Here is a 20,903-nt window from a genome sequence, read left to right as displayed (position 1 = left end):
CGATCATACGGCATTTGGGCGCCCGGCGGAAAATGGCCGCGGGCAAAGGTATGCAATGGGCGGGGCGCTGCTGGATGCCTCCAGCAGCGCCCCGGGAAGTCGCCTGATTCAGGTGGGGCGTCTATCTGGTCACAATCGCGCCTCCGGCCTGTCGCCGCCGGTACCCGAGGGCCAACAGGATGGCTGCGGCCGCGATGAGCAGAAGGGTATCGCCCGCGCCCGGCCCGGGTCCCACCGCCGCCGAACCCGCGAGGAGATTGCACTGCGGGGCTGGCGTCACACCGGCCCGCACGGTAATGGAGACGGTGTCGGGAGCGCTCTGCGCGCCCTGATCGTCCACGACAATCAGCGTGAAGGTGTACTCGCCCGGCGCAAGATTGACTGTGGGCCGGATCACGTCGCTCGGATCCGGGCTTCCCGACCACAGGTATTCCGCGATCGTTCCATTTGCATCCGTAGAGGCGCTGCCGTCGAGCGTGACGCGCGCGGTTTCCCCGCTTGCGGTTACGGTCTGGTCCGGCCCCGCGTTCGCCACGGGCGGCACATTCCCGCCCACCTCGAAGCCATCCAGCAGGGCGGCTTCCTCGCTGCCGGTCACGATGACGATGTCGCGGAAGCCGGTGGAGGCGTCCGCGGCAATGGCGATGTCGAGCTGCGCCTCGGTCTCGCTATTGACGGTGGTGGCGTTGACCGTCACGCCGGCGCCGCTGAAGGCGCCCGCGGATTCGCCATCCACGAAGTTCGTGTTCTCGCCGGCGACGGTGACGATGAGGGATTGTCCCGGCGCCCCGACGGGCGGCGTTACGGAAACCAGCCGCGGGATGGATGCGCTGAGCGCGGTGGTGGTAACGAGGAATGGGCCTATCACGGATTCGGCCGCGAACTCGGAGCCCGTCGTTACGCCAACGTTGTGGTAGCCCAGGGTTGAATCCTCTTCGTCGATGGTGATGTTGGCCACGCCTTCCGTGGGGCTGACGGGGGTGAAGGCGTTAACGGTGATGCCGAAGCCGAAGGAGACTTCCGACTCCGCGCCGAAGTTGGTGTTGGCCCCGGTGATGGTTACATCCAGCGTTTCGCCCAGCGCGCCCCGCGCGGGGGATACGCCGGTGACCGTGGGGCCGGTGAGGAGGTCTTCTACCTCGAAGATTCCCATCCCGATGGCTACTTCCTGGCCGCCGCCGCCGAGATCGGTGGTTACCGTGATGTCGCGGAAACCCAACTCGGTCTCGGCGTCGATGGTTATATTTGCCAGGTAGGCGGTGGCGGAAGTTGCTCCGCCGGCGTTGACACGGATTCCCTCGCCGCTGAAGGCGATTTCGCTGCTGATGTTAAAATTGGTGTTCGAACCGGTTATCTCGACGTTGATAGTGGTATCGCGATTGCCGCGGGGAGGCTCAACATTGGGCAACGCGGGGAAGGCCGCGCCCAGCATCATGTTGAGCGCGATGTTGTTAAACCGGGTAAGTCCGTCCGGGTCGAAGGAATTGACCTCGGGCACGAAGGCGAAGACGCCGCCGGTTTCCGCCGCGATGGACGAGAAGAGCGCGATTGAACCCGTGGGATACTCAGGCGCGGGTTCGAGCTGCGTGTTGCAATCGGGCCCATCACAATCGGGCGCCGTCTTTGCCGCGCCGTCTTCGCCGAAGCAATCTTCTCCGTTGCAATGGGGTGGAATGGCATAGAGCTCGCCAAGCGAGTTGCTGAAGTACGTCCCGTGCTTGAACGACTCCGAACAGCTGCCCGTCAGGAGCACGTCCACCCGGATTCCCTTCGCGCGCAGGGCCGCGACGGTTCCGGGGATGTCCAGGCCCGTGTGCGCGTCGGCGTCGGTGGCGAAGAGGACGCGCCCGCCCGCCCGTACGTTCTTCGAGGCCAGGCGCAAGCCCTGAACGGAGGCCTCGGGACAATCGCCGCCGCCCGAGGCGAATAGCCCGTTAACCTGCGCCTGAACGGCCGGCAGATCGCGGGAAACGATGACGGAGTGCGCCGAGTCCTTGAAGGTGATCAAGTTAATGGACAGGGAGCGCTCCGCGCCTTCCAGGGCCGCGATGAAGGCGGTGAGCGCGTCGCGCACGCCGCCGATCTCCTCGCCCATACTACCGGTGTCGTCGATAACGAAGCCCACGTCCACGCCGCCGAGGGATCGCGGGCAGCTGATGTAGGTCCCGGTCTCGGGGGCCGAGGTGTTGCGCCCGCGCACGACCCACTTGATGAGGTCGTCGCTGCCCAGGATGGTGTTCCAGTCGGCGGCGGAGGGGGTCCAGGGCGGGGCGTCGACTTCGGGGGACACAAAGTAGCGGGTGGTGTAGCTCGCGTCCCAGAACTCCACGGTGAATTTATTCAGCCGGAAGGAAGGGCCGGCGCCACGTTCTTCCCAGTCGAAGGCCGGCGGCGGGTCCGCGGCGGCGAAGGTGGCGCCATCCGCGGGCGCGGTTGGCTCCGGCGAGACCTTGTGATCCATGAAAAGGCAGCCGTAGGCGACCTGTTCCTCGGTGGATGCGCCCATGATGAGCTGGTTCCAGAAGGCGCTGAGCGTTGTCGCGTTCGCCTCGCGCGCCACGGTGAACACGCCAAAATCGCCCAGGGCCACCTCGTCGTTGCCATCGGGGGCGGAGTCGTACAGGTCGTACAGTGCGCGCTGGACGGCAAGCTCGTCGTCCTCGCCGTTTTCGGCGGGCGCCGCGCTGGACTCGAGGTCGTAGTGGATGGAGCTGTCGATCGTATCGGTGTAGGCCGTGTCGCCGACATTCGGGATGCCCAGGGACGCGGCGCCAAGGCGGAGCTGTCCGACCGTGCCGAAGTACGTCGGAAAGCCCTCGCCCCAGGCCAGGCGTATGCCCCTGTCCTTGCCGAGCCGTTCGGCCAGGTTTTCGCCGAGGGCGTGGGCGCCCCCCGGGTTGTCCTCGATGTCCTGGTCGTCCATGAAGTAGTGGCCGTATTCGTGGTGGATGACGTCCCAGTCGATCCAGTCATCCCGGAGCATGTTGATGGTTGTGCCGTTGTAGAACGAGACCGTGCCGCCCACCGGGAAGAGCGTGTCGATCCGGGCGGGAGAAACGCCGAGGAAGAAGGGCGTGTACTGCACGATTGTAATCATGGCGTCGTGCACGGAAAATGCGCGGTTGTTGTCGTCTGTATTGTTGGCTGTGAGGTCGATGGTCAGGGCGGATCCGTCGGCCACGTCGTCGGTGACGGAAGATTCGATAAAATGGGTTTCATCGGGATCGTCCGCCCGGACCACGTTGGCCGAGGAACTGCGGGTGAGGACGCGGATAAAGATATCGCGCCCGCCGTCGCCGAAGGTGTCGCTGTTGTCAATGGTCGCGTTGAACACCCCGCCGAACGCGGTTCTGGTCGCGACCAGTTCGGATCCGGCGGTGTTTTCGTCGCGAATCTCCACATCCACCTCGCGCGCGGGGTGGACGTTGCCGGCGGCGTCGGTCCAGCGAATCGTCCCAGAAACCGAGATTGTCCCCTGCTTGGCTACGCCCGGCTTAACTGAAGACTTCTCCGCTGCGCCCTGTCCGAGAATCCGGCGTTGCTCCCTTTCGTAGTCCTCCTCGGAGAGCTGTTTCTTCTCGTATCGGCGCTTGGCGGCTTCCAACTCCAGTGGCAGAAAGCCCTCGATCCCGCTGACCACCTCGCCGTTGGCGTCCACGACGAGCAGGGCCGCCGATCGCCAGAACTTGCCGATGCCGGCGGGGTCGCGGCCGTGAATATAGCCGCGGATCTCGGACTTGCCATAGCCCGTAAGGCGGATCGCGGTGCTGATGTGGTGCGTGCTGCCCGCCGCGATGCTCCCCAAGTCAATGGATTTCGGGCCGGTGATCTCGGCGTCGCCCAGCGCGACCTCGAACTCGACCCGCGCATCTTCCAGATCGGCCCCCGGGCGCACCTCGACACTCACGCGGGCCTCCCGGTAGTTCGCAAGATCCTGCTTATCCACGCCAATGGCGATCTCCACAGGGGGCGTGGGTTTCGTGGCGATCGCCGCCGGACTCAGGCCCAGGATCAACGCGATCAGAAAGGTTGCGGTCAATAAACGTGCGCGCGGGACTGAACTGGCTCGTCTCATGGTCGGTAACTCCCGAGGTGGTGTTATAAACATGGCACTTTCCTCTCTCCTCTGCCTGGCGACGGCGGGCCCGCCGATACGAATGCCCTTGCGGCGCGATCCGGCCGCGGTCGCCCCTGAATACTCGCCTGCTCTCCCGGCAGGCCGCTTCCTCGCTCCTGCGAATCCGTTGTGATCCCAAAGGCCCTGCTCGTGTGGCCGGCGCCGCCGATCAGCCGCCCGGCGGCGTCACGGTAATCTCCTCGTGCGCGCCCCCGCCCTGAATCTGGCGGCGCGCGCGCTCGTAGTCCGCCTCGCCAATCTCGCCCGCCGCCTTGCGCCGTTCCAGCGCGGCCATTTCCAGTGCGCTGAAGCCGCCCGTCCCCGCAAAAAGGCGATCGCCGGACAGCAGCAGGTACAGGGGGCGCGACACCTCAAAGAGCGCGCCCCCGTCCTCGCCGCGACCCGCTATATTCGCGCGAAGTTCGGACTTACCCGGCGTGTCGGCGCGCAATTGAATGGGAACGGTCTCGGTGGCGCCGCTTTCGACGGGGCCGCCCTCCCACGTGGGCTCGGAGAGAATCTCGAGGTCGCCGGTGTGCTGGACGCGCACGGAAAGCCCCGCCACAGCCACGCCGGGGGTTATGTCGAGCAAAAACTCGGCCGTGTTCCCGGGTCCCCACGCGGCGTTCGCGTCCCATCGGAAGGCGGCCTGCACCGGCAGCGTGACCTTCCCGGTGGAGGTGTTGTGTTCGGCGGGTTCCGCCTGGTCGGAACTTGCGGAGGGCTCGGCGGGTCGTTCGGTGGGGTCGGTCGGGACGGGTTCTGCGGCGGGGACGTCTTCGAGCGGGCCGGCGTCGTTCGGCGAGCAGGCGCCGAGCAGCGCGAGGAGAACCGCAACGACAGACAGCCCGTAGTGCACCGGCAAACCCTCCCGGGCCCGTGGAGACGCACGCGTAACCACAACCAGCCACGCCCGCGCTTCCTCTTGCCGAAAAGCACGATTCGGCGCGCCCGGCCGGTCGGACTCACGAACCCTTATGCTCAATTATAGAAGCGCGCCGGGAAGCTGTCAATACCTCATTTGGACGCGCAGGCGCGGCGACCCAGCAAAAAAGGCGGCCGCGGCACTGGATGCTTTCCAGTCTCCGCGGCCGCCCTGGGGGCAATCGGTGTGGATCACACGTCGGCGACGGTGGGGACTTCGAAACCGGGCCGGTTCGGGTCCTTCAGGAGCGCGTTGGCTTCCGCGGCGAACTCGCCCGTGTGGGATTCAGTGGCCGGATCGAAGGTGAGCCAGGGGCCGACCACGTATTCGCTGCCATCCTCGGGAACGCCGACGCCGTCGCTCATGACTTCGTGGAGCTTGGCGAAGTGTTCGTAGGCGTCCTTGTTGTCGCCGAACTTGCCGGCCTTGAGGTTGAACGGAACCTTCTCGCCGAGGCGGTAGGAATTGTTCATGAGGTGGCCGAGCACGCTGCCGTAGTGCGCGACGGTGACGTCGCCGTTGGCCAGGGCCGGGTCGCCCGCACGGCACGCCGCCACGAAGCTGCCCCAGTTGCCGCCGGGCGTCACATCGCCGGGCTCGACGGTAATCTTCTCGCCCTTCTTGCTGCCGGCGGCGAAGTACTCGCCGCGGCGGATGAAGCCGCCGTCCTCAAAGTAATACTCGTTCTCGACCTGGTGCTGGTAGCCGTTGTAGTTCACATTGCGGACGTTAAAGAACACCTGCTGGCCGTTCGGATATTCGGCGATCCCGAACATGGTGTTCGGCGTTTCGCCCTGATCGTCCCACTTGAATCGCCCGCCCAGCGCCATCGCGCGCACCGGGTGCGTCTGATCCGGATCGATGCCCCAGCGCGCCACATCCAGCTGGTGCGTGCCCTGGTTGTTCATGTCGCCGTTGCCGGTCTTCCAGAACCAGTGCCAGTTATAGTGCACCAGGTTCTCGTGGTACCCCTCGACTTCCGCCGGCCCGCGCCAGAGGTTCCAGTCCAAATGCGCCGGCGCTTCCGTGACCGGCTTGAACCCGATGCCGTCCCGCGTCTTGCAGCAATAGCCGTAGGAAATCTTCAGCCGGCCGAACTTGCCGTCGTGGACCATCTTCGTGAGGCCGGCCGTCTCCGCGCTGCTCCGCTGCTGCGTGCCGTGCTGGATGACCACGCCATACTTCTTCTGCGCCTCCACGCAGATGCGCCCCTCGACGATGTCGTGGCTCATCGGCTTTTCAACGTACACATGCTTGCCCGCCTGCGCGCCCCAGATCGTCTGCAGCGAGTGCCAGTGGTTCGGCGTGGCCAGCGTGATCGCGTCCACGTTCTTGTCGTCCAGCGCGACCCGGAGATCCGTGACCCCCTTCGCGGTGAACTTGTCGCCCAGCTTTGCGCGCAGCTCGCTCATCGTCTTGTCGAGCACCTGCTGGTCCGGATCGACCAGGTAGGCAATTTCGACGTTGTCCTGTTCGAGGAAGCCCGAGATATGGCTCCGGCCCCGGCCCCGAAGACCGGCAATGGCGATGCGCAGGCGATCGTTCGCGCCGACAGCCCGGCCTCCAAACAGCAGCAGCGACGCGCCCGCCAGCGCGGAAGTGGACGTAATGAATTGACGGCGGCTTATACGTGACATGGTGGCACTCTCCAAGTTTGAGGACATTTTCCCCTATTCTGAACCCTCCGGCCCCCCGTGTCAAGCGCGTGTGGGCGCAGCAGGGCAATCGCATTTAAACTTCCAACTCGAGCCGAGCTCCACATGAACCACCTTCAATGTATGTAATACTTTAGACGTCTGAAGTAAGGCGTTCGCCGATACGAGATGCTTTAGTCACACTGGAAGTATTCGTCATTCCCGCGAAGGCGGGAATCCAGAGGGTTTCCGAGGTTAGCGTTGCACGGTCTCTGGATCCCCACTTTCGTGGGAATGACGGTGTTCGTTCACGGTGATCCGCCACCGTTGGGTGCGACGTGGGTGACTACTTCAGACGGCTAAAGAATTGCCAATGTATAAAGGGCGCGTGTTGGAGCGCTGGCATTTCGCCTGCGGCGAATCCCCGACCTTGCCGGCACAGATGCCGGCGCTCCAAAACGCTCACTATCGTTGATTCAAGGTTCCAAATCGACTCAAGTTTACGCCCATATACCGAGATCGAGTTTAAATGCGATTGCCCTGGTGGGCGCGACCTGAGCCAATTCTTTCGGTTTGCTCCCACCGTTGGGTCTAAGCGCGGGGCGACCCTGGCGCGGATTGACGGCCGGAAAAGAAAGGGGTACAATTGTACAATGAGAGCTGTGGCGGATGCGATACGCACACGGGCCCCACGGAAAACAGAGGATTTGCGGCAGACCAATCAAAGAAAATTCGCCCAAAACCGGTTTGTACTACTACGGTGGTGCGGAAGTTGGGTAAGCGCCAACAAGGCAAGTCCCAATAGCAGAATATCTCCGAGCCGCTTTTTAACAAACGTCCGCATGTCCATCAGATTGGATTCGCACGCACATCCGGCCCCCGCGGCGGAATCGACAAAGGTCTCCAACTCCGCCCTGCTCAGCGATCCGTCGCCGTCGCTGTCCAACGCGTCAAACTGACCTTCCGTAAGGGAAGAATGCACCGACATCGCCTCTGAAAACGTGAGTGCCCCATCACCATCGACGTCGGCGCCATCAAAGCCATCCAATAGGGCCATCGCCACCGCGAGCAGATCCTCCTCACCCTCGCCTTCACCCTCGCCTTCACCTTCGCCTTCGCCTTCGCCTTCGCCCTCGCCCTCGCCCTCGCCTTCCCCTTCGCCTTCACCTTCCCCTTCCCCTTCCCCTTCCCCTTCCCCTTCACCTTCACCTTCACCTTCGCCTTCCCCTTCGCCTTCCCCTTCGCCCTCGCCTTCCCCTTCACCTTCACCCTCGCCTTCACCCTCGCCTTCACCCTCGCCTTCACCCTCGCCTTCGCCTTCCCCTTCGCCCTCGCCTTCACCCTCGCCTTCACCCTCGCCTTCACCCTCGCCTTCACCCTCGCCTTCACCCTCGCCTTCACCCTCACCTTCACCCTCACCTTCACCCTCGCCTTCACCTTCGCCTTCGCCTTCTCCTTCACCTTCGCCCTCGCCCTCGCCCTCGCCTTCCGCGGAACAATTGTCGAGCACGGTCACCGTGCGAACGGCGGCGCCCGTATTGCCGGCGCTGTCGGTGGCGCTGTAGGTGATCAGGTATTCGCCCGGCGTCGCGGTAAACACCGTGCCCGACGTATCCACGGAAACGGCGCCATCGATATTGTCCTCCGCCGTTGCCCCGGGATCCACATAGGGGTCACTGCCGCAATCCACCGTGTTGGCCTCTTCGGTGTTGTTGGCAATCATGATCTCGGGCGCAGTGTTGTCAATGACCACGGCGTCGCTGATGACGCTGGACGCGAGGGGATTGCCCGCCGTATCGGCCACGTCGGATTCCGTGTCCACGGCCAGGGTAAACGAGCCGTCGCCCGTGATGCCGTTCACTGTCACGGTATAGGCGGCCGGGCCGCCCGTGATCGAAATGCCACCATGGGCCGTTCCCGTGTGGGCGATCACCAGGTCCGATTCGCTGTCAAAACCTACCACATCCTCGTCGAAGGTTACCGTGAAGTCCACAGCCAAGGCATTGGTCGGGCCGGTCGACTCGGGAATGACGGTGATGGCGCTGGGCGGGGTTAGGTCTGGCCCCGAAAGCTTATGCACGAAGATATCGATACCCCCCGCCCCGGTTAGTTCGAAGGCGCCCGCCGCCGGGTCAAAGTCCACCGTACCCTGGAAATCCCCCGTGGTGTAGACGTTCCGTTCGTTGTCCACCGCGATGCCGTGGCCGCGGATTGATCCGTCGCCGCTCATGGCCCGCACCCAGACGAAATCGCCGGTGCTGTCCAGCTTATGCACGAAGATATCGTGGCTACCCGCCGCAGTGAGTTCGAAGGCGCCCGGCCCCGGGTCAAAGTCCACCGTATTCCTGAACTCCCCGGTGGTGTAGACGTTGCCGGCGCCGTCTACCGCGATGCCGGCGCCGAAATCACCAATTTCGCTGCCCATGGCCCGCGCCCACACGAAGTTCCCGTCGCTGTCCAGCTTCTGAACGAAAATGTTGTCGAACCCCGCCGAAGTCAGTTCGAACGTGCCCGCCCCCGGGTCAAAATCCACCGTGGCCCCGAACTGCCCTGTGGTATGGACGTTCCCGTCGCCGTCCACCGCGATGGCGGCGCCCTGGTCGAGATTCTCGCCGCCCATGGCCCGCGCCCACACGAAGTTCCCGTCGCTGTCCAGCTTCTGCACGAAAATATCGTCCCGTCCCGCCGCAGTCAGTTCGAACGTGCCCGCCCCCGGGTCGAAGTCCACCGCACCTCCGAAAAAGCCCGTGGTGTAGACGTTGCCGTCGCCGTCCACCGCGATGCCGCGGCCGCGGTCGAAATTCTCGCCGCCCATGGCCCGCGCCCACACGAAGTTCCCGTCGTTGTCCAGCTTCTGCACGAAAATATCGTCCCGTCCCGCCGCAGTGAGGTTGAAGGCGCCTGCCCCCGGGTCGAAGTCCACCGTACCTCCGAAAAAGCCCGTGGTGTAGACGTTGCCGTCACGGTCCACCGTGATGGCGAGGCCGAAGTCAACATTCTCACCGCCCATGGCCCGCGCCCACACGAAGTTCCCGTCGCTGTCCAGCTTCTGCACGAAAATATCGACAAGGCCCCCCGACGTGAGTTCAACGGTGTCCGCGCCCGGGTCGAAGTCCACCGTACCTCCGAAAAAGCCCGTGGTGTAGACGTTGCCGTCGCCGTCCACCGCGATGCCACGGCCTTCGTCAGTGTCCTCGCCGCCCATGGCGCGCGCCCACACGAAGTTTCCATCGCTGTCCAGCTTCTGAACGAAAATATCGCCGAGACCCGCCGACGTGCGTTCAACGGTGTCCGCGCCCGGGTCAAAGTCTACCGTAGCCCGGAAGCGCCCCGTGGTATAGACGTTCCCATCGCTGTCCACCGCGATGGCAGCGCCGCTGTCAACATCCTCGCCGCCCATGGCGCGCGCCCATTCGAAACCGCTTTCGGCCGTAGCCGCGCAACAGGCCAGGCACCCAACCAAGAGTCCCGCACATCGGACGCCTGCGGATACGCGGCCTTCCAAAGACCCTAATCTCCTGCTCACGCTATGCATCATCCCGGTAACCCTCGCCGTTGAAACCATAGCGCCTCCACACTGGCTCGGCCTGGCCGAATTAACTGGTTCGCACGCGCCCTCTGTACTCCTTAACCTATCGGCAAAACGCCGGATTTGTCGACAAATTTCGCGGGCCGCAATTCGTTGTGTTCCATAGTATCCTTGTAACGCCGTCTACGACTTCCAGTGCCCGCCGCGGCGCCAGCCGAGCAAAACCACGAATCCGACGCCCAGGAGAAACAGATCGCCCAGGTGATCGCGGATTGTCTTGGACGCGTCCGCCGGGCACGCGCAACCGGAAACCACGGTTTCCAACTGTGCGTTTAGTTCGGCTACGGTCAAGAACCCATCCCCGTCCGTATCGATGGCATCGAATTGTTCCTGCGTAAGTCCGCTGAACGCGGCTGAAGCTTCGGTAAAGGACAGTTGGTTGTCCAAGTCCTCGTCCGCCGTTTCGAAGGCTCCCAGCAGGGCCTGGGCGATTTCGGACAGGTTCGCCTCGCCCTCGCCCTCGCCCTCGCCCTCGCCTTCGCCTTCGCCCTCGCCCTCGCCCTCGCCCTCGCCCTCGCCCTCGCCCTCGCCCTCGCCCTCGCCCTCGCCCTCGCCCTCGCCCTCGCCCTCGCCCTCGCCCTCGCCCTCACCCTCACCCTCACCTTCACCTTCACCTTCACCCTCGCCCTCGCCCTCGCCCTCGCCCTCACCTTCACCTTCGCCCTCACCTTCACCCTCGCCTTCCGCTACGCCGCCCAGTTCAGCGATGTCGAGTTCCCCGTTTGAATCGAGATCCAGCGCTTCGAACGCGGAATCAAGCAACTCGGGAAAATCAACGCGCGCTTCGGAAATACTCAGACCGTCGCTGGAATCCGCATCCAGTTCATCGAAGCGCTCCAACAGCGCCACGCGGATACTTTCGAGCTCACTCAACGCTTCGATGGTAATGTTGAATGTATCCCGCGCGATGTGGCCCTCGTCGTCCATCGCCTGAACCGTTACCGTCGCCGCGCCCGTCTGGTCGGACGGGATTGCGATGTCCAGGCCGCCGGATGAATCGATGGTCACCCCCACAAAGCCGGCCGGTTCAACCGAGACCACCGAAAACTCCAGCGGCGTCGCACCCGGCAAGGCATCCACAAATACACTGTCCAATAGCTGGTAGTCGTTAATATTCTCCGAATTCTCGTAGACCGTGAGGCCGGGTATGGGGTTGGCTACGGCGGGGCCGTCGTATTCATACGCGCCGATGTCGGACACCGCCGCGCCGCCGCCGTCGCCGTCGAGCGGCGCCGGGACACCGCGCTGATCGCTGGCTTCTCCATCGCCCGGATCTCCGGCATCAACCGGCGGGGAATCGTAGGCCAGCGCGTGTGTTTCTGTCGGCCCGCCATTATCCGCGAGATCTCCCAAGCCGGGGTCGAGGAGCATTGCCGTGGTCCCTACACGGTCGCCGTCCAGCCAGCCCATGCTGTCCGTTCCGTCGCCAATGAAGTTGTATCCGTTCGACGTAAGACTTCCAGCTACGTCTGGTCCGGCGGTAAACGCGGTGTTCCCCGCCACGATGCTATTGGCAATCGTGCCGGAGCCTGCCGAAATACCCCCGCCCTCGTTCGCTACGTTGCCCGTAATCGTGACGTGGTCCAGCGATAGCCCCAACCCGCCCCGAATGGCGCCGCCGAACTGTGATCCGTCGTTGCCCGACAGCGTACTGTAGCGGATGGCCAGACTGCTCTCCCCGCTGCCCGTGTTCGCGATGGCGCCGCCCTCGATATCCGCCTCGTTACCCGAAATCGCACTCCCGGTGATGGTGAGGGGGCCGCTGTTCAAGATCGCGCCGCCACCGTCCGCACGATTCCCCCGCAAGGTCGAATTCCGAATGGTCATGGCGCCGAGGTTCCGGATGGCGCCGCCGTCGCCCCCGGTCCCGAGAACGCCGCGGGCCCGGCAATCCTGTATCACAACTTCGGATAGCTCCAGTGCGCCCCGGTTGGTGATGGCGCCGCCGTGCGGTGACCTGCCGCCCGCGAGGGTCAAACCGCTTATTTCAATTGCCACACCCTCCATGATGTACACGTGGCTCTGAAGGTTCCCGTCGATACCCGCCAAATCCAACGTCAAGCTGTCCGCGCCAGGGCCCGCAATCGCGCCGTTGAAGCCGATCATGGGCAGGGCGTCGGTTAACGCTATCGTCCCCATGGCGGTAATGGATATCGTGGTTTCGAGCGCCAGTTTCTCGGCTTCCAGCGCCTCCCGAAGTGACCCCGGCCCCGCATTCTGGAGGCTGGTCACCTGAATGACCTCTTCGAGCACCAGCTCATACGCGCCGATGTCCACGGCATCGCCAAATACCCGAACCGCCCCGCGCTGATCCACGTTCAGGCCCGCGTTGGCGGCCAGCGTGTTGTCGCCGCCGTCCACCGCCGGCCCACCCTCGCTTTCCAGGGCATGCGTGAACGTCGGTCCGCCGTTGTCCGCAAGCGGGCCGAGCATGGCATCGAGCGCCGCCCCCCCGGCGCCCACCTGATCGTCCGCCGTCCACCCCGAGCTTTCCGTGCCGTCGCCAATGAGATTGAAGCCTTGCGAGGTGACCGTTCCACTTACGTCCGAGCCCGAACCCAGATTTCCGGCGATAATCGAATTCCCGATCATCGCTGTATTGGTGCTCCGGAGCCCGCCGCCGCCACCGGCATCGTTATTGGAAATGGTCACGTTGGTCAGGGTCAGCGTGCCCGTGTTGTAGATACCGCCACCTTCCGTGTCGGCGCTGTTCCCCGATATCGTGCTGCTAAATATCGTCAACGTGCCGCCGTTCCGGATGGCGCCTCCCTGATCCGCCGCATCATTGCCCGACAGCGTCGAGTGCAGGATGGTCATCGTCCCGCTGCTGTTAATAGCGCCGCCGTCGCCCCCGCCGCCGCCGAATGTGATTGATCGGCTTCCGGAGATAGTACACCGGGTTATGGTTACGGTACCGCCGTTATTCAGTATGGCGCCGCCGGCTATGCCGAGGCCGTTGCGTATGGTCACATCTTCGAATGCAACGTCGCGTCCGCCCGTCACGGTAATGGGAAAGTGTTCGGCGATATCGATGATGGACACATCCGCCGATGTTCCCCGAATTACAAGATCGCTTTCAATCCCCGGCGCGCCCGCCGGCAGGGTCAAGGTCGCCTCGCCCACGATGATCGTGTCTACGCCGGCACCGTTTGCGTTCGCCATTGTAATAGCGTCGTTGAATTGCGCGCCCGTATTCGCCACGAACGTAACCGCGGAAGCCGGCTGCTGATAGGCGCACGCTATAACATAGAGGCCTACTAGTCCTCTACACCAGTTACACCCCCCGATCCGGCGGCTCACAACCTGGACGATCAATCGACACACGCGCATGGCCCAATCTCCCTTTTGGAATGCGATTCGCGCGCAATCGCGCACAACCTGCCTCCGCGCCCAACACCGCTTCCAATCAGGATAGCACAACCAGACGGCACATGGGCGCAAAAAGCTGGTTGGCCGCCAGACCGGAGCAACTCGCCGGTATTTTCGCAGAATTCCTCGGGGATATTAGAGCCACGCTATCCGGGAAAACCCGATTTCCCGGTTTCTCCCGGCGGACCGGCCACGGCGCCCCCCATGACGGATTCTTCGAAAGGATGGAACGGCGCGCCCATCTGCTCCGCAGCATACGCCCCCCCAAACTTTCGCATCACCCGCACAAGCTCAAGCGAATACGATTGCACAAGACTTTCCGCGAACTGTTGCGTCACCTGGCCCTCCCCCGACTTCGTCACCGTCAGCGTGGTCTGGTAGAACACCGCGTTCACGGACTTGTCCTCGTCCATCGTGACATTCACCGACGCGGAAACGCCGCCCGCCGCCCCCGTCCATTCCTTGAAGCCCCAGCCCGCCGCCGGGGGCGCCGATATAAATCCGGGCGGCATCGTGTGCCCTTTTACCACCCAAAGGGGTTCCAGTACCAGACGTCCCCGATCTTCCGCATCACCAGCACGAGTTCAAGCGAATCCGATATCGCGAAACCTTCCGCGAGGAGTTGTGCTTCCTGGCCCGCGGCCTTCCAGTGCTCCGCCACCAGCGCGCCGCTGTTGGGAATGGGCATCGTCACAATGTAGGAGCCGTCCTCGGCCTGGCCTGCGGTGAATTGCCCGGCGTCCGGGGTGAGGCCTCCTGTCTGCATCGCGCGGAATATCGGCGCCTGCGTGTCCTGTAGCTCACGGCGGATATCGGCCCAATGTTTTTCAACGAGCCGCGGGACCTGCGGCCGCCCGTCATCGAGAAGCCGGCCCTTGAAGGCGTCATAGTCCCCGTTTTCCACGCGAGCCGCCACAAAGGACACAAACGCGTCCCGCGCCTCGTCGGCAAGCGCCGCAAACCGCGCCTTTTCATCCGGGGGCGCCGGCGTATCCGGCCGCACCACGCTCACCATCATTTCCTCCGCGGTTTCCGGCGCGCGATCCGGCGTGTCGCGCGGCGCATCCGCCGCGCCGCCGGGCGCCTTGCCAAGGTGGAATGTTTCATACGCCCAGTCAAGCTGTTTTCGGGTTTCCGAATTGAGTTCGTTGGCCGCCGTCGATTCTTGAGCGTCCGCTATATTGCCCGCACCCTTTCGCGCGATTGCAATCTGGTAGATGAACCGCTTCCGGGCGTCGTCGTCGCCGGCGTACGCCGGGTAGAACCTCAGCAACATTTCCTCGTCAGAGGGCAGCGGATTCCGGTCTATCGAATCGAGCATATACTGGGCAAAGACGGCATTCACCGAGATAAGATCGGGATACGTCTCATAGAGCCAGTCCGGCATGGTGCGGATGGCGAGATCTTCCCAATACGGCTTCTGCGCCATGATTGCCAAGACTTCCTTCGCGGGCACGACTCCGCGATAGGCCATTCGCCCAAGTCCCAGCATCGCGTTGAACACACCGGCATGCGGCCTCTGTTGGCCCCGCTGCTGCTCTATATACCCCCGTAATCTGCCGGCGTCTTCCCCAATGCCCAGATACCCGAAGAGCGCAAGAACGCCCGGCGAAGGCTCGTTGCCGCTTTCAACCGCGCCGTCGAACATCTGTACGATCGCGGAGCGCGCTTCGGGATTGGCGCGCTGGCGAACACCGTCCGGCAATACCGGCAGGTACGTCGAAGCGATAGTCTGCTCGACGGAGAGCGTTGCTGGCCCGGCCGTAGATGATGCCTGTTCAAGCACGAGTAGCGCTGCAAAGAAGAGAGTTGTGTGGAATCTCACACGTATTTTCATGGTCCGGCTCTCCAGAGTTGCTGTTCTAATGTTGCCTCTAATTGAAGAAATCTGCATGAGAACTTGTAAGCCAGGATTTATGATAGTGGGTGCTACCGCTTCCCCAATACGCGTACATGACATATAGCAAGGGGTTTGTCGGATCGGTATAATGAGTCCCAATACCACATCCATGGCCGATTTCGTGCGCCCAGTCGTCTGCATGCAATTCCATTGTTATGACGAATCTGACACCCAGAAGTGGGTTACATATCCCGCCTTGGACAGGAATGCTATTCCCACCATCAAATGATTGGATTATGCTGATTTCGCAGTATTCGGTAGGATTCGTGTTAGGAATCGCCACTGTATTGTGTTGGCTGTTGGAGGTGCTGCTGAACGGAGCCAGGACATCCGGCCGGTCGTTCGGGTCTGGCGTATACGTTGAGTAGCTTTTGACATGATACTCCACCGCTGCCCGCCAGTCCTCCTCGTCATCTTTCCGAAGCAGCACGTTCTGGGCCTCCGCGAGCAGGGCTTCCGCATTTGGAGGATTGGCAATCTGGTCCGAAACTTGCACATTGAAGTGAATCACCCTGGGCCTTACCACCAGGAATGTGGAAGAAAACACATATTCCTCCCCCGAATCGTATTGTTCGTTTCCGTTGGCATCACAATAAAATCGAATTCGCGTATTCCCCAGATAGGTGGAAAATGCGCCATCCTGCCACGTGTGGGAAAACGTATGTCCAGCGCCACCGCCAATAGTGTTCGTCCCGGAATTCATGTTTTGAATCTCGTAGCGCGTTGCGGACGACGGGGCCGGCGAGGAATTGTCTAGCACAAACTGAAATGTTCCGCCCACTTCATACTGTTCGCCCTCCTTTACCGGGAACAGATTCGCCTCAGTCGGTGACGACGTACGTTTGGACAATACCGTGCCTCCAGTTATCCCACATGGCTCGAATACCGAGGTAACGGCCTTCTTCCCATCCACCATGAGCGAAGTTGGGTTTGCTGTTCCGGTCTTATCCCCCGTCCACTCCTTAAAGATCCATCCTTGCTCCGGAATTGCCGTCAATGTCACGTTCGTATCCGTGCTATAGGGCTGAATGAACGTGGGAGTTTGTGTCGTTCCGGGCGGGTTAAGGTTTACCTCACCATCCCCTTCTTTCTCCACCTTCAACTCGATTTCCTCAAACACCGCCGTCACCGATTTTTCGCCATTCACCACGACGCTCGTGCTCGGGTTCTCGCCGCCGGCGTCGCCGGTCCACTCCTTGAAGCCCCAGCCGGCCGCGGGGCTGGCCGTGAGGCCGACGGTCTGCGGGGTCCCGTAGGTGATTGTGTGCGGGAGCGTCTCCCCGCCGCCCGGCGGCGTCACCGTCCCCTCGCCCACCTTGCTCACGGTCAGCTGGAGCTGCTCGAAGATGGCGTTGACCGATTTGTCCGCCGTCATGGTGACATTCGCCAAAAGCGCGCCCCCGATCGCCGCCCCCCGGCGAACTCCTCCGTCGCGCTCGCCGCCAGCGTCGCCGAAACCCAGTTCAACGTCTCCGTCGAATCCTCCGGCCTCGACCTGAAAACTCTCCTCGGCGTCATCGCCGCCCTCGGTGTGCTGGCCATGCTGGTGATCGCGCTGAAGATTCCACGGGCCTCGCGGTAGAGCAGGGGAGATGTGCGGGGGTAAGGGCGCGTGCGGATGAATGGGGATTCCGAAGCAAACGGGTGGCTGTCCCTATTAGTGCCGTCCCTATTAGTGCCGCAAAGGCGACATCGCCGTGAAGGTCTTCGTCCCGCCGGCGGGATACACTTGCCAGACACCTGGAAGAATCTTTGACAACTTGAATGTGGTTCAGAATCGAGGTATTGCCAGAAGGAGTGAACACGTCTCGACATCGGTCCCGGAAAAGCGAGAGCCGGCCAATACGCCAGACGCGGAATCCCTCGCTCAGATTAGTTTCTCGCTTCGACCGAATTTTGAACCGCATCGCGGATCGTGTCTTCCGACTCAACGATAGCATTCTTCACGTTCCACACGAATCCGACACTGTACTCGATTTCGCCGGTTTCGGAATTCCGGCTCGAACCTTGGTAGCACGTCAGGTCCGTTGTCACTGGGTCGTAGGATAACCATAGAACCCCATCCAACGCCCGAAGGTACACTTGCGTCCAATTCTGAATCTCGCCCACCCAAACAAACAGGTCAATATCCATCACTCGGGCCGTTCCATACACGCCGTGATACATCAAGACACTTGGAAAACCGCTTTCGCGCTCCAGAAATCCAAGAAGCTTGGGCAGCCGGCGATCCAGGGTTGTAGAATCCAGCGACCACAGAATGCGTTTGGTGTTTACCTCGTCGCCGTCCACGATCACGACGTATGCCGAGAAACCGACGCGCCTCCGGGTACTCTTTTCAGGGCGGCTGCGAAATGTGGGTTGTAGATAGTGCAGCTTGATTCCATCCTTCGCAGCATACTCCTGGTGGATCACCACCACTCCATTCTTGGGACTTCCCCATTCGCCTGCACTCAGTTCGTGGTCAGAGTAGCCCCTCGGCTCGCCATCGCGATTTTGGTAATTCCGGGGCCAATCAACCCAAGTAATGTGCTGAGCCGTCCTGGCTCGAACTTCCTTCAGATCCATCCCCCGATTGAGGCCGTCCCGAATCATTTCCATGGTTGCACTTTCCGCCGCCTCCACGCCCCCAAGCCGCTCTTCCCTGATCTTGCTGGACCATTCCCGCATTTCCGGATCGCGATCCTTCGCTTCAGGGGCCGGTGTCGACGGAGGCCCTGAATAGACTTCCATTCCACTCTCTATCTGAGTCATAGCTTTGTTGACCACCGCGGAGAATGTAACCGGTTGCGCGATGCAACTACCTGTGAAAAGTACGATAGGTATGGACCACAAAATGGCTAACTGGCTTCGCCGACTCGCGAGTTCGATCAATTTCATAGTAACGTGTCCTTTCGGCCTATTATGGCCAGTAAGATTTAACGCAATTGACGGAAGAATCGCGTTGTCATAGCGTCGCGTTCGGTTCTGTGGGATGTTCTGTAGTCTATTCCAGCGCAATAACATGGTCTGCATACCTGGGCGCCCGATTGGCATTACCAGAATTGGGGTTCCCCGCTCCACCCCAATTTGGAATACTATATACGTTGCCCGCTTGGTCTCTGACACCGTCATTGTTGTAATCGCGGAAACCGTCCGTATTTGTTCCGACAGGAATATAGCCCATCTTGACCCATCCTGTAGGTGGTCTGAATCCCGCTGAGTTCACAACCGAGTTTGGGCTCGGAGCACCCTCGTGAATCCTGTGGCGCAGAGTCTGTCCATTGTGAGTGATCGCTAGAAATATGTGTATATGATCCACGTTCGCGCCCGATACGAAGTCATTCTCGGTCGGATGGTGAAGGTCCAATTCGACACCATTCCAAGGGAACGGCGTGTTTTCGGGCATGGCGCCAGGCCAACTCACGACGTCTACAGTCGGTTGAGTCGCTTCGTTCTGGAGCGAAATGGCTGTCAGCCCTTCCAGCGTGGCATCGATTTCGAGGCTTAGTTCAGTAACGGTGGGACTATGTGACTCAAAATTGTTGGCCGTGCTTTCTGTCAAGGCATCGCATTCAACTACGCTGCCCTGCGCGTTCCACCAGTAGTAATTCGCATTGTCGCCACCGTTGTACTTCACGTAGGTCTGAAGCCGAAGGCCGACATCCAACGAAACATTTACGGGATATGTTGCGAAATCTGCGACCGGGTGTGCGTAGATATTATCGTGGGCAATCCGATAGAACTCGATCACGGTTTCCGCTCCCATTTTTATGTTTTCCTGCCAGTCCCAGATCGTAGCCCGATTGAGCATTTCGGGCTCCGAAAGCTGCATGATTCCGTATCCCGCAAGGTACTGTTGAGTAGCCGGGTTCCATTCGCGAATGGGATAACGGTTATGCGCCGCATGGCCAACGTTTCCCCCGTACCAGTAATGAGTGCCATCACTGGTCTCGTGCCTAGCGACCGCTCTCAAGATGGTTCTCAATTGGTCTAATGGAGGATCGTTTCCCGCTAGTCCGGTAAATCCAGCGAAATCAGCATAGGTGAGTTGGCTGACAAAACTGTTTGCTGCATTTTGAGTGAGCGCCCCCCCCACGACATAGATCCCTCCGAAACCCGCCGTCGTTCCCGCGACGTAGTCGCGGTTCTCCTCATCCCCTCCGGGCGGCCGGATGTACGCGCGCACGTTTTGCAGGTGGCCGCCGAAGATGCCGCCGTTCGTTACGTCGTTGTTGATATCCCAGTCAATTAGCCAGGTATAATCCCACAGGTCGGGCTCGGCAGCATTTTCGAGCCAGCCTGAATCAAGCGCGCCTGGGTGCGTATATCCGGTGGACGGCACGTCCGGATAGTGCGCCGCCCGTGCGTTTTGCCCTTCGCCTCCTATGATGAATCTGAATTCGGTTCCTTCTGGGAGGCCTTGCGAGTTTGCCAGCACGATTCGAACCTGCGGCATGGCGCATGGCGTAAACGTGGCCGGGGTCTCTCCCTCGGCCGGGATGTAGGCGCCGAGGTCCAGAGCCACGTCTCCACCGTCGGGGATCATGGTCCAGTCGCCGCTTATGGAGGGGGTGGTGAAGCGAAGTGTAAGCGGCTGCATCGAAAAGGTCTGCCGGGACTTAACAGTTCGGCCGGCGGTATTGATGGTTGCCGTGACGACGATGCTTCGCGAGTCATTTGAACCGATGACCTGATCGCTGACTTCGTAGCTCACACTCATGCTATCGGGGAGGGGCGGCTCGAAGCCCTCCCGGCCAGCGTTGCCGTAGTCCGTGACGATCAGGTCGCGCAGATTCTCGTCGGGCCACATGTATTCTCTCTCCAGCACAACGTTCATGGTGTAGTTCCGGTGGATTGCCTCCGCGGTGGCCGTAGGTTCTTCGCGGTTTACCTCAACACGCGTCGCGAAGGTAGTCACTTCTTGTGTTTGAGTATTTCCACCGGCATCGTTCTGGGAGATTATCCAACGATCAAATAGCGTGACCGATTGCCGGGGCCACGGGGCGTCTAGGGGGGCGCATTCGTCCATTGTCAAATCTACGGCCATGGAATTATCGCCTGTTACCGTGTCCTCAATGAGTCCAAAACGGCCACAGAATCCCCCGGTGTTGGTCGCCATGGCGCCGTAGATGAAATTGGCAAATGAAGCCGATGCTTCCGTGCTTGAAATCGCCTCTAATATTCCGACCGAATCCCAGTAGCCATGGGTATTGAATTGGTCCATGGGCTCCCGAATTTCGTATTGGTCACCTTTTTCGACGAAGGATTTGATTTCAACAGATACAACCCCCTCACCTTCTCCCTCTCCCTCGCCTTCTCCCTCTCCCTCACCTTCTCCCTCTCCTTCACCTTCTCCCTCACCTTCTCCCTCACCTTCTCCCTCACCTTCT

At 61.6% G+C, this 20,903-nt stretch carries 11 protein-coding genes; 1 reads left to right on the top strand and 10 read right to left on the bottom strand.

All coding sequences use genetic code 11. The annotated features are described in order from the left end of the window. Nucleotides 1-121 precede the first annotated feature (121 nt). The 10 genes from KF886_22450 to KF886_22405 form a co-directional block, all read right to left on the bottom strand. Nucleotides 122-4,075: a hypothetical protein gene (locus tag KF886_22450; GenBank protein ID MBX3180119.1), complete on the bottom strand. Its 3,954-nt coding sequence runs from the start codon at nucleotides 4,073-4,075 to the stop codon at nucleotides 122-124. Nucleotides 4,076-4,286: 211 nt separating this feature from the next. Next, on the bottom strand, nucleotides 4,287-4,976 hold the full coding sequence (locus tag KF886_22445) for an SHOCT domain-containing protein (GenBank protein ID MBX3180118.1): 690 nt from the start codon (nucleotides 4,974-4,976) through the stop codon (nucleotides 4,287-4,289). Nucleotides 4,977-5,233: 257 nt separating this feature from the next. Then, entirely contained in the window at nucleotides 5,234-6,679 is a 1,446-nt protein-coding gene (locus KF886_22440; GenBank protein ID MBX3180117.1) for a Gfo/Idh/MocA family oxidoreductase, read from the bottom strand. Between the two features lie 718 nt (nucleotides 6,680-7,397). Then, nucleotides 7,398-10,076 (bottom strand): SBBP repeat-containing protein, encoded by a 2,679-nt coding sequence (locus tag KF886_22435; protein MBX3180116.1) that lies wholly within the window; start codon nucleotides 10,074-10,076, stop codon nucleotides 7,398-7,400. Nucleotides 10,077-10,388: 312 nt separating this feature from the next. Then, nucleotides 10,389-13,427 carry a hypothetical protein gene (locus KF886_22430; protein ID MBX3180115.1) on the bottom strand — a complete coding sequence of 1,013 codons (3,039 nt, stop codon included), beginning with the start codon at nucleotides 13,425-13,427 and terminating at the stop codon, nucleotides 10,389-10,391. A gap of 353 nt (nucleotides 13,428-13,780) precedes the next feature. Then, the gene (locus KF886_22425) at nucleotides 13,781-14,164 is read right to left on the bottom strand and encodes a hypothetical protein (GenBank protein MBX3180114.1); all 384 of its coding nucleotides are present in this window, start codon (nucleotides 14,162-14,164) and stop codon (nucleotides 13,781-13,783) included. Next, nucleotides 14,158-15,471: a hypothetical protein gene (locus KF886_22420; GenBank protein MBX3180113.1), complete on the bottom strand. Its 1,314-nt coding sequence runs from the start codon at nucleotides 15,469-15,471 to the stop codon at nucleotides 14,158-14,160. Before KF886_22420 ends, KF886_22425 begins: the two co-directional genes overlap by 7 nt. Nucleotides 15,472-15,508: 37 nt before the next feature. Further along, nucleotides 15,509-16,909, bottom strand: coding sequence for a hypothetical protein (locus KF886_22415; GenBank protein MBX3180112.1), 1,401 nt, complete (start codon nucleotides 16,907-16,909; stop codon nucleotides 15,509-15,511). A 497-nt stretch (nucleotides 16,910-17,406) separates the two neighbouring features. Then, a complete protein-coding gene (locus KF886_22410; GenBank protein MBX3180111.1) occupies nucleotides 17,407-18,411 on the bottom strand; it encodes a hypothetical protein in 1,005 nt (334 codons plus the stop codon). A gap of 106 nt (nucleotides 18,412-18,517) precedes the next feature. Further along, on the bottom strand, nucleotides 18,518-20,737 hold the full coding sequence (locus KF886_22405) for a hypothetical protein (protein MBX3180110.1): 2,220 nt from the start codon (nucleotides 20,735-20,737) through the stop codon (nucleotides 18,518-18,520). Here KF886_22405 and KF886_22400 point away from each other — a divergent pair. Then, a partial coding sequence (locus KF886_22400; protein ID MBX3180109.1) for a hypothetical protein occupies nucleotides 20,717-20,903 on the top strand: 187 nt, incomplete at its 3' end. The genes KF886_22405 and KF886_22400 overlap by 21 nt on opposite strands.

The organism is Candidatus Hydrogenedentota bacterium (assembly GCA_019637335.1).
Lineage (GTDB): Bacteria > Hydrogenedentota > Hydrogenedentia > Hydrogenedentales > JAEUWI01 > JAEUWI01.
Note: the sequence above shows the minus strand (reverse complement) of the source record. Positions and strands in the feature narration are given on the sequence as shown.

Coding starts and splice junctions, on each gene's coding strand:
- KF886_22440 (MBX3180117.1), bottom strand. CDS start 6,679: ATGTCACGTATAAGCCGCCGTCAATTCATTACGTCCACTTCCGCGCTG.
- KF886_22435 (MBX3180116.1), bottom strand. CDS start 10,076: ATGGGCGGCGAGGATGTTGACAGCGGCGCTGCCATCGCGGTGGACAGC.
- KF886_22430 (MBX3180115.1), bottom strand. CDS start 13,427: ATGGCGAACGCAAACGGTGCCGGCGTAGACACGATCATCGTGGGCGAG.
- KF886_22450 (MBX3180119.1), bottom strand. CDS start 4,075: ATGAGACGAGCCAGTTCAGTCCCGCGCGCACGTTTATTGACCGCAACC.
- KF886_22415 (MBX3180112.1), bottom strand. CDS start 16,909: ATGACGGCGGACAAATCGGTCAACGCCATCTTCGAGCAGCTCCAGCTG.
- KF886_22405 (MBX3180110.1), bottom strand. CDS start 20,737: ATGGACCAATTCAATACCCATGGCTACTGGGATTCGGTCGGAATATTA.
- KF886_22410 (MBX3180111.1), bottom strand. CDS start 18,411: ATGAAATTGATCGAACTCGCGAGTCGGCGAAGCCAGTTAGCCATTTTG.
- KF886_22420 (MBX3180113.1), bottom strand. CDS start 15,471: ATGAAAATACGTGTGAGATTCCACACAACTCTCTTCTTTGCAGCGCTA.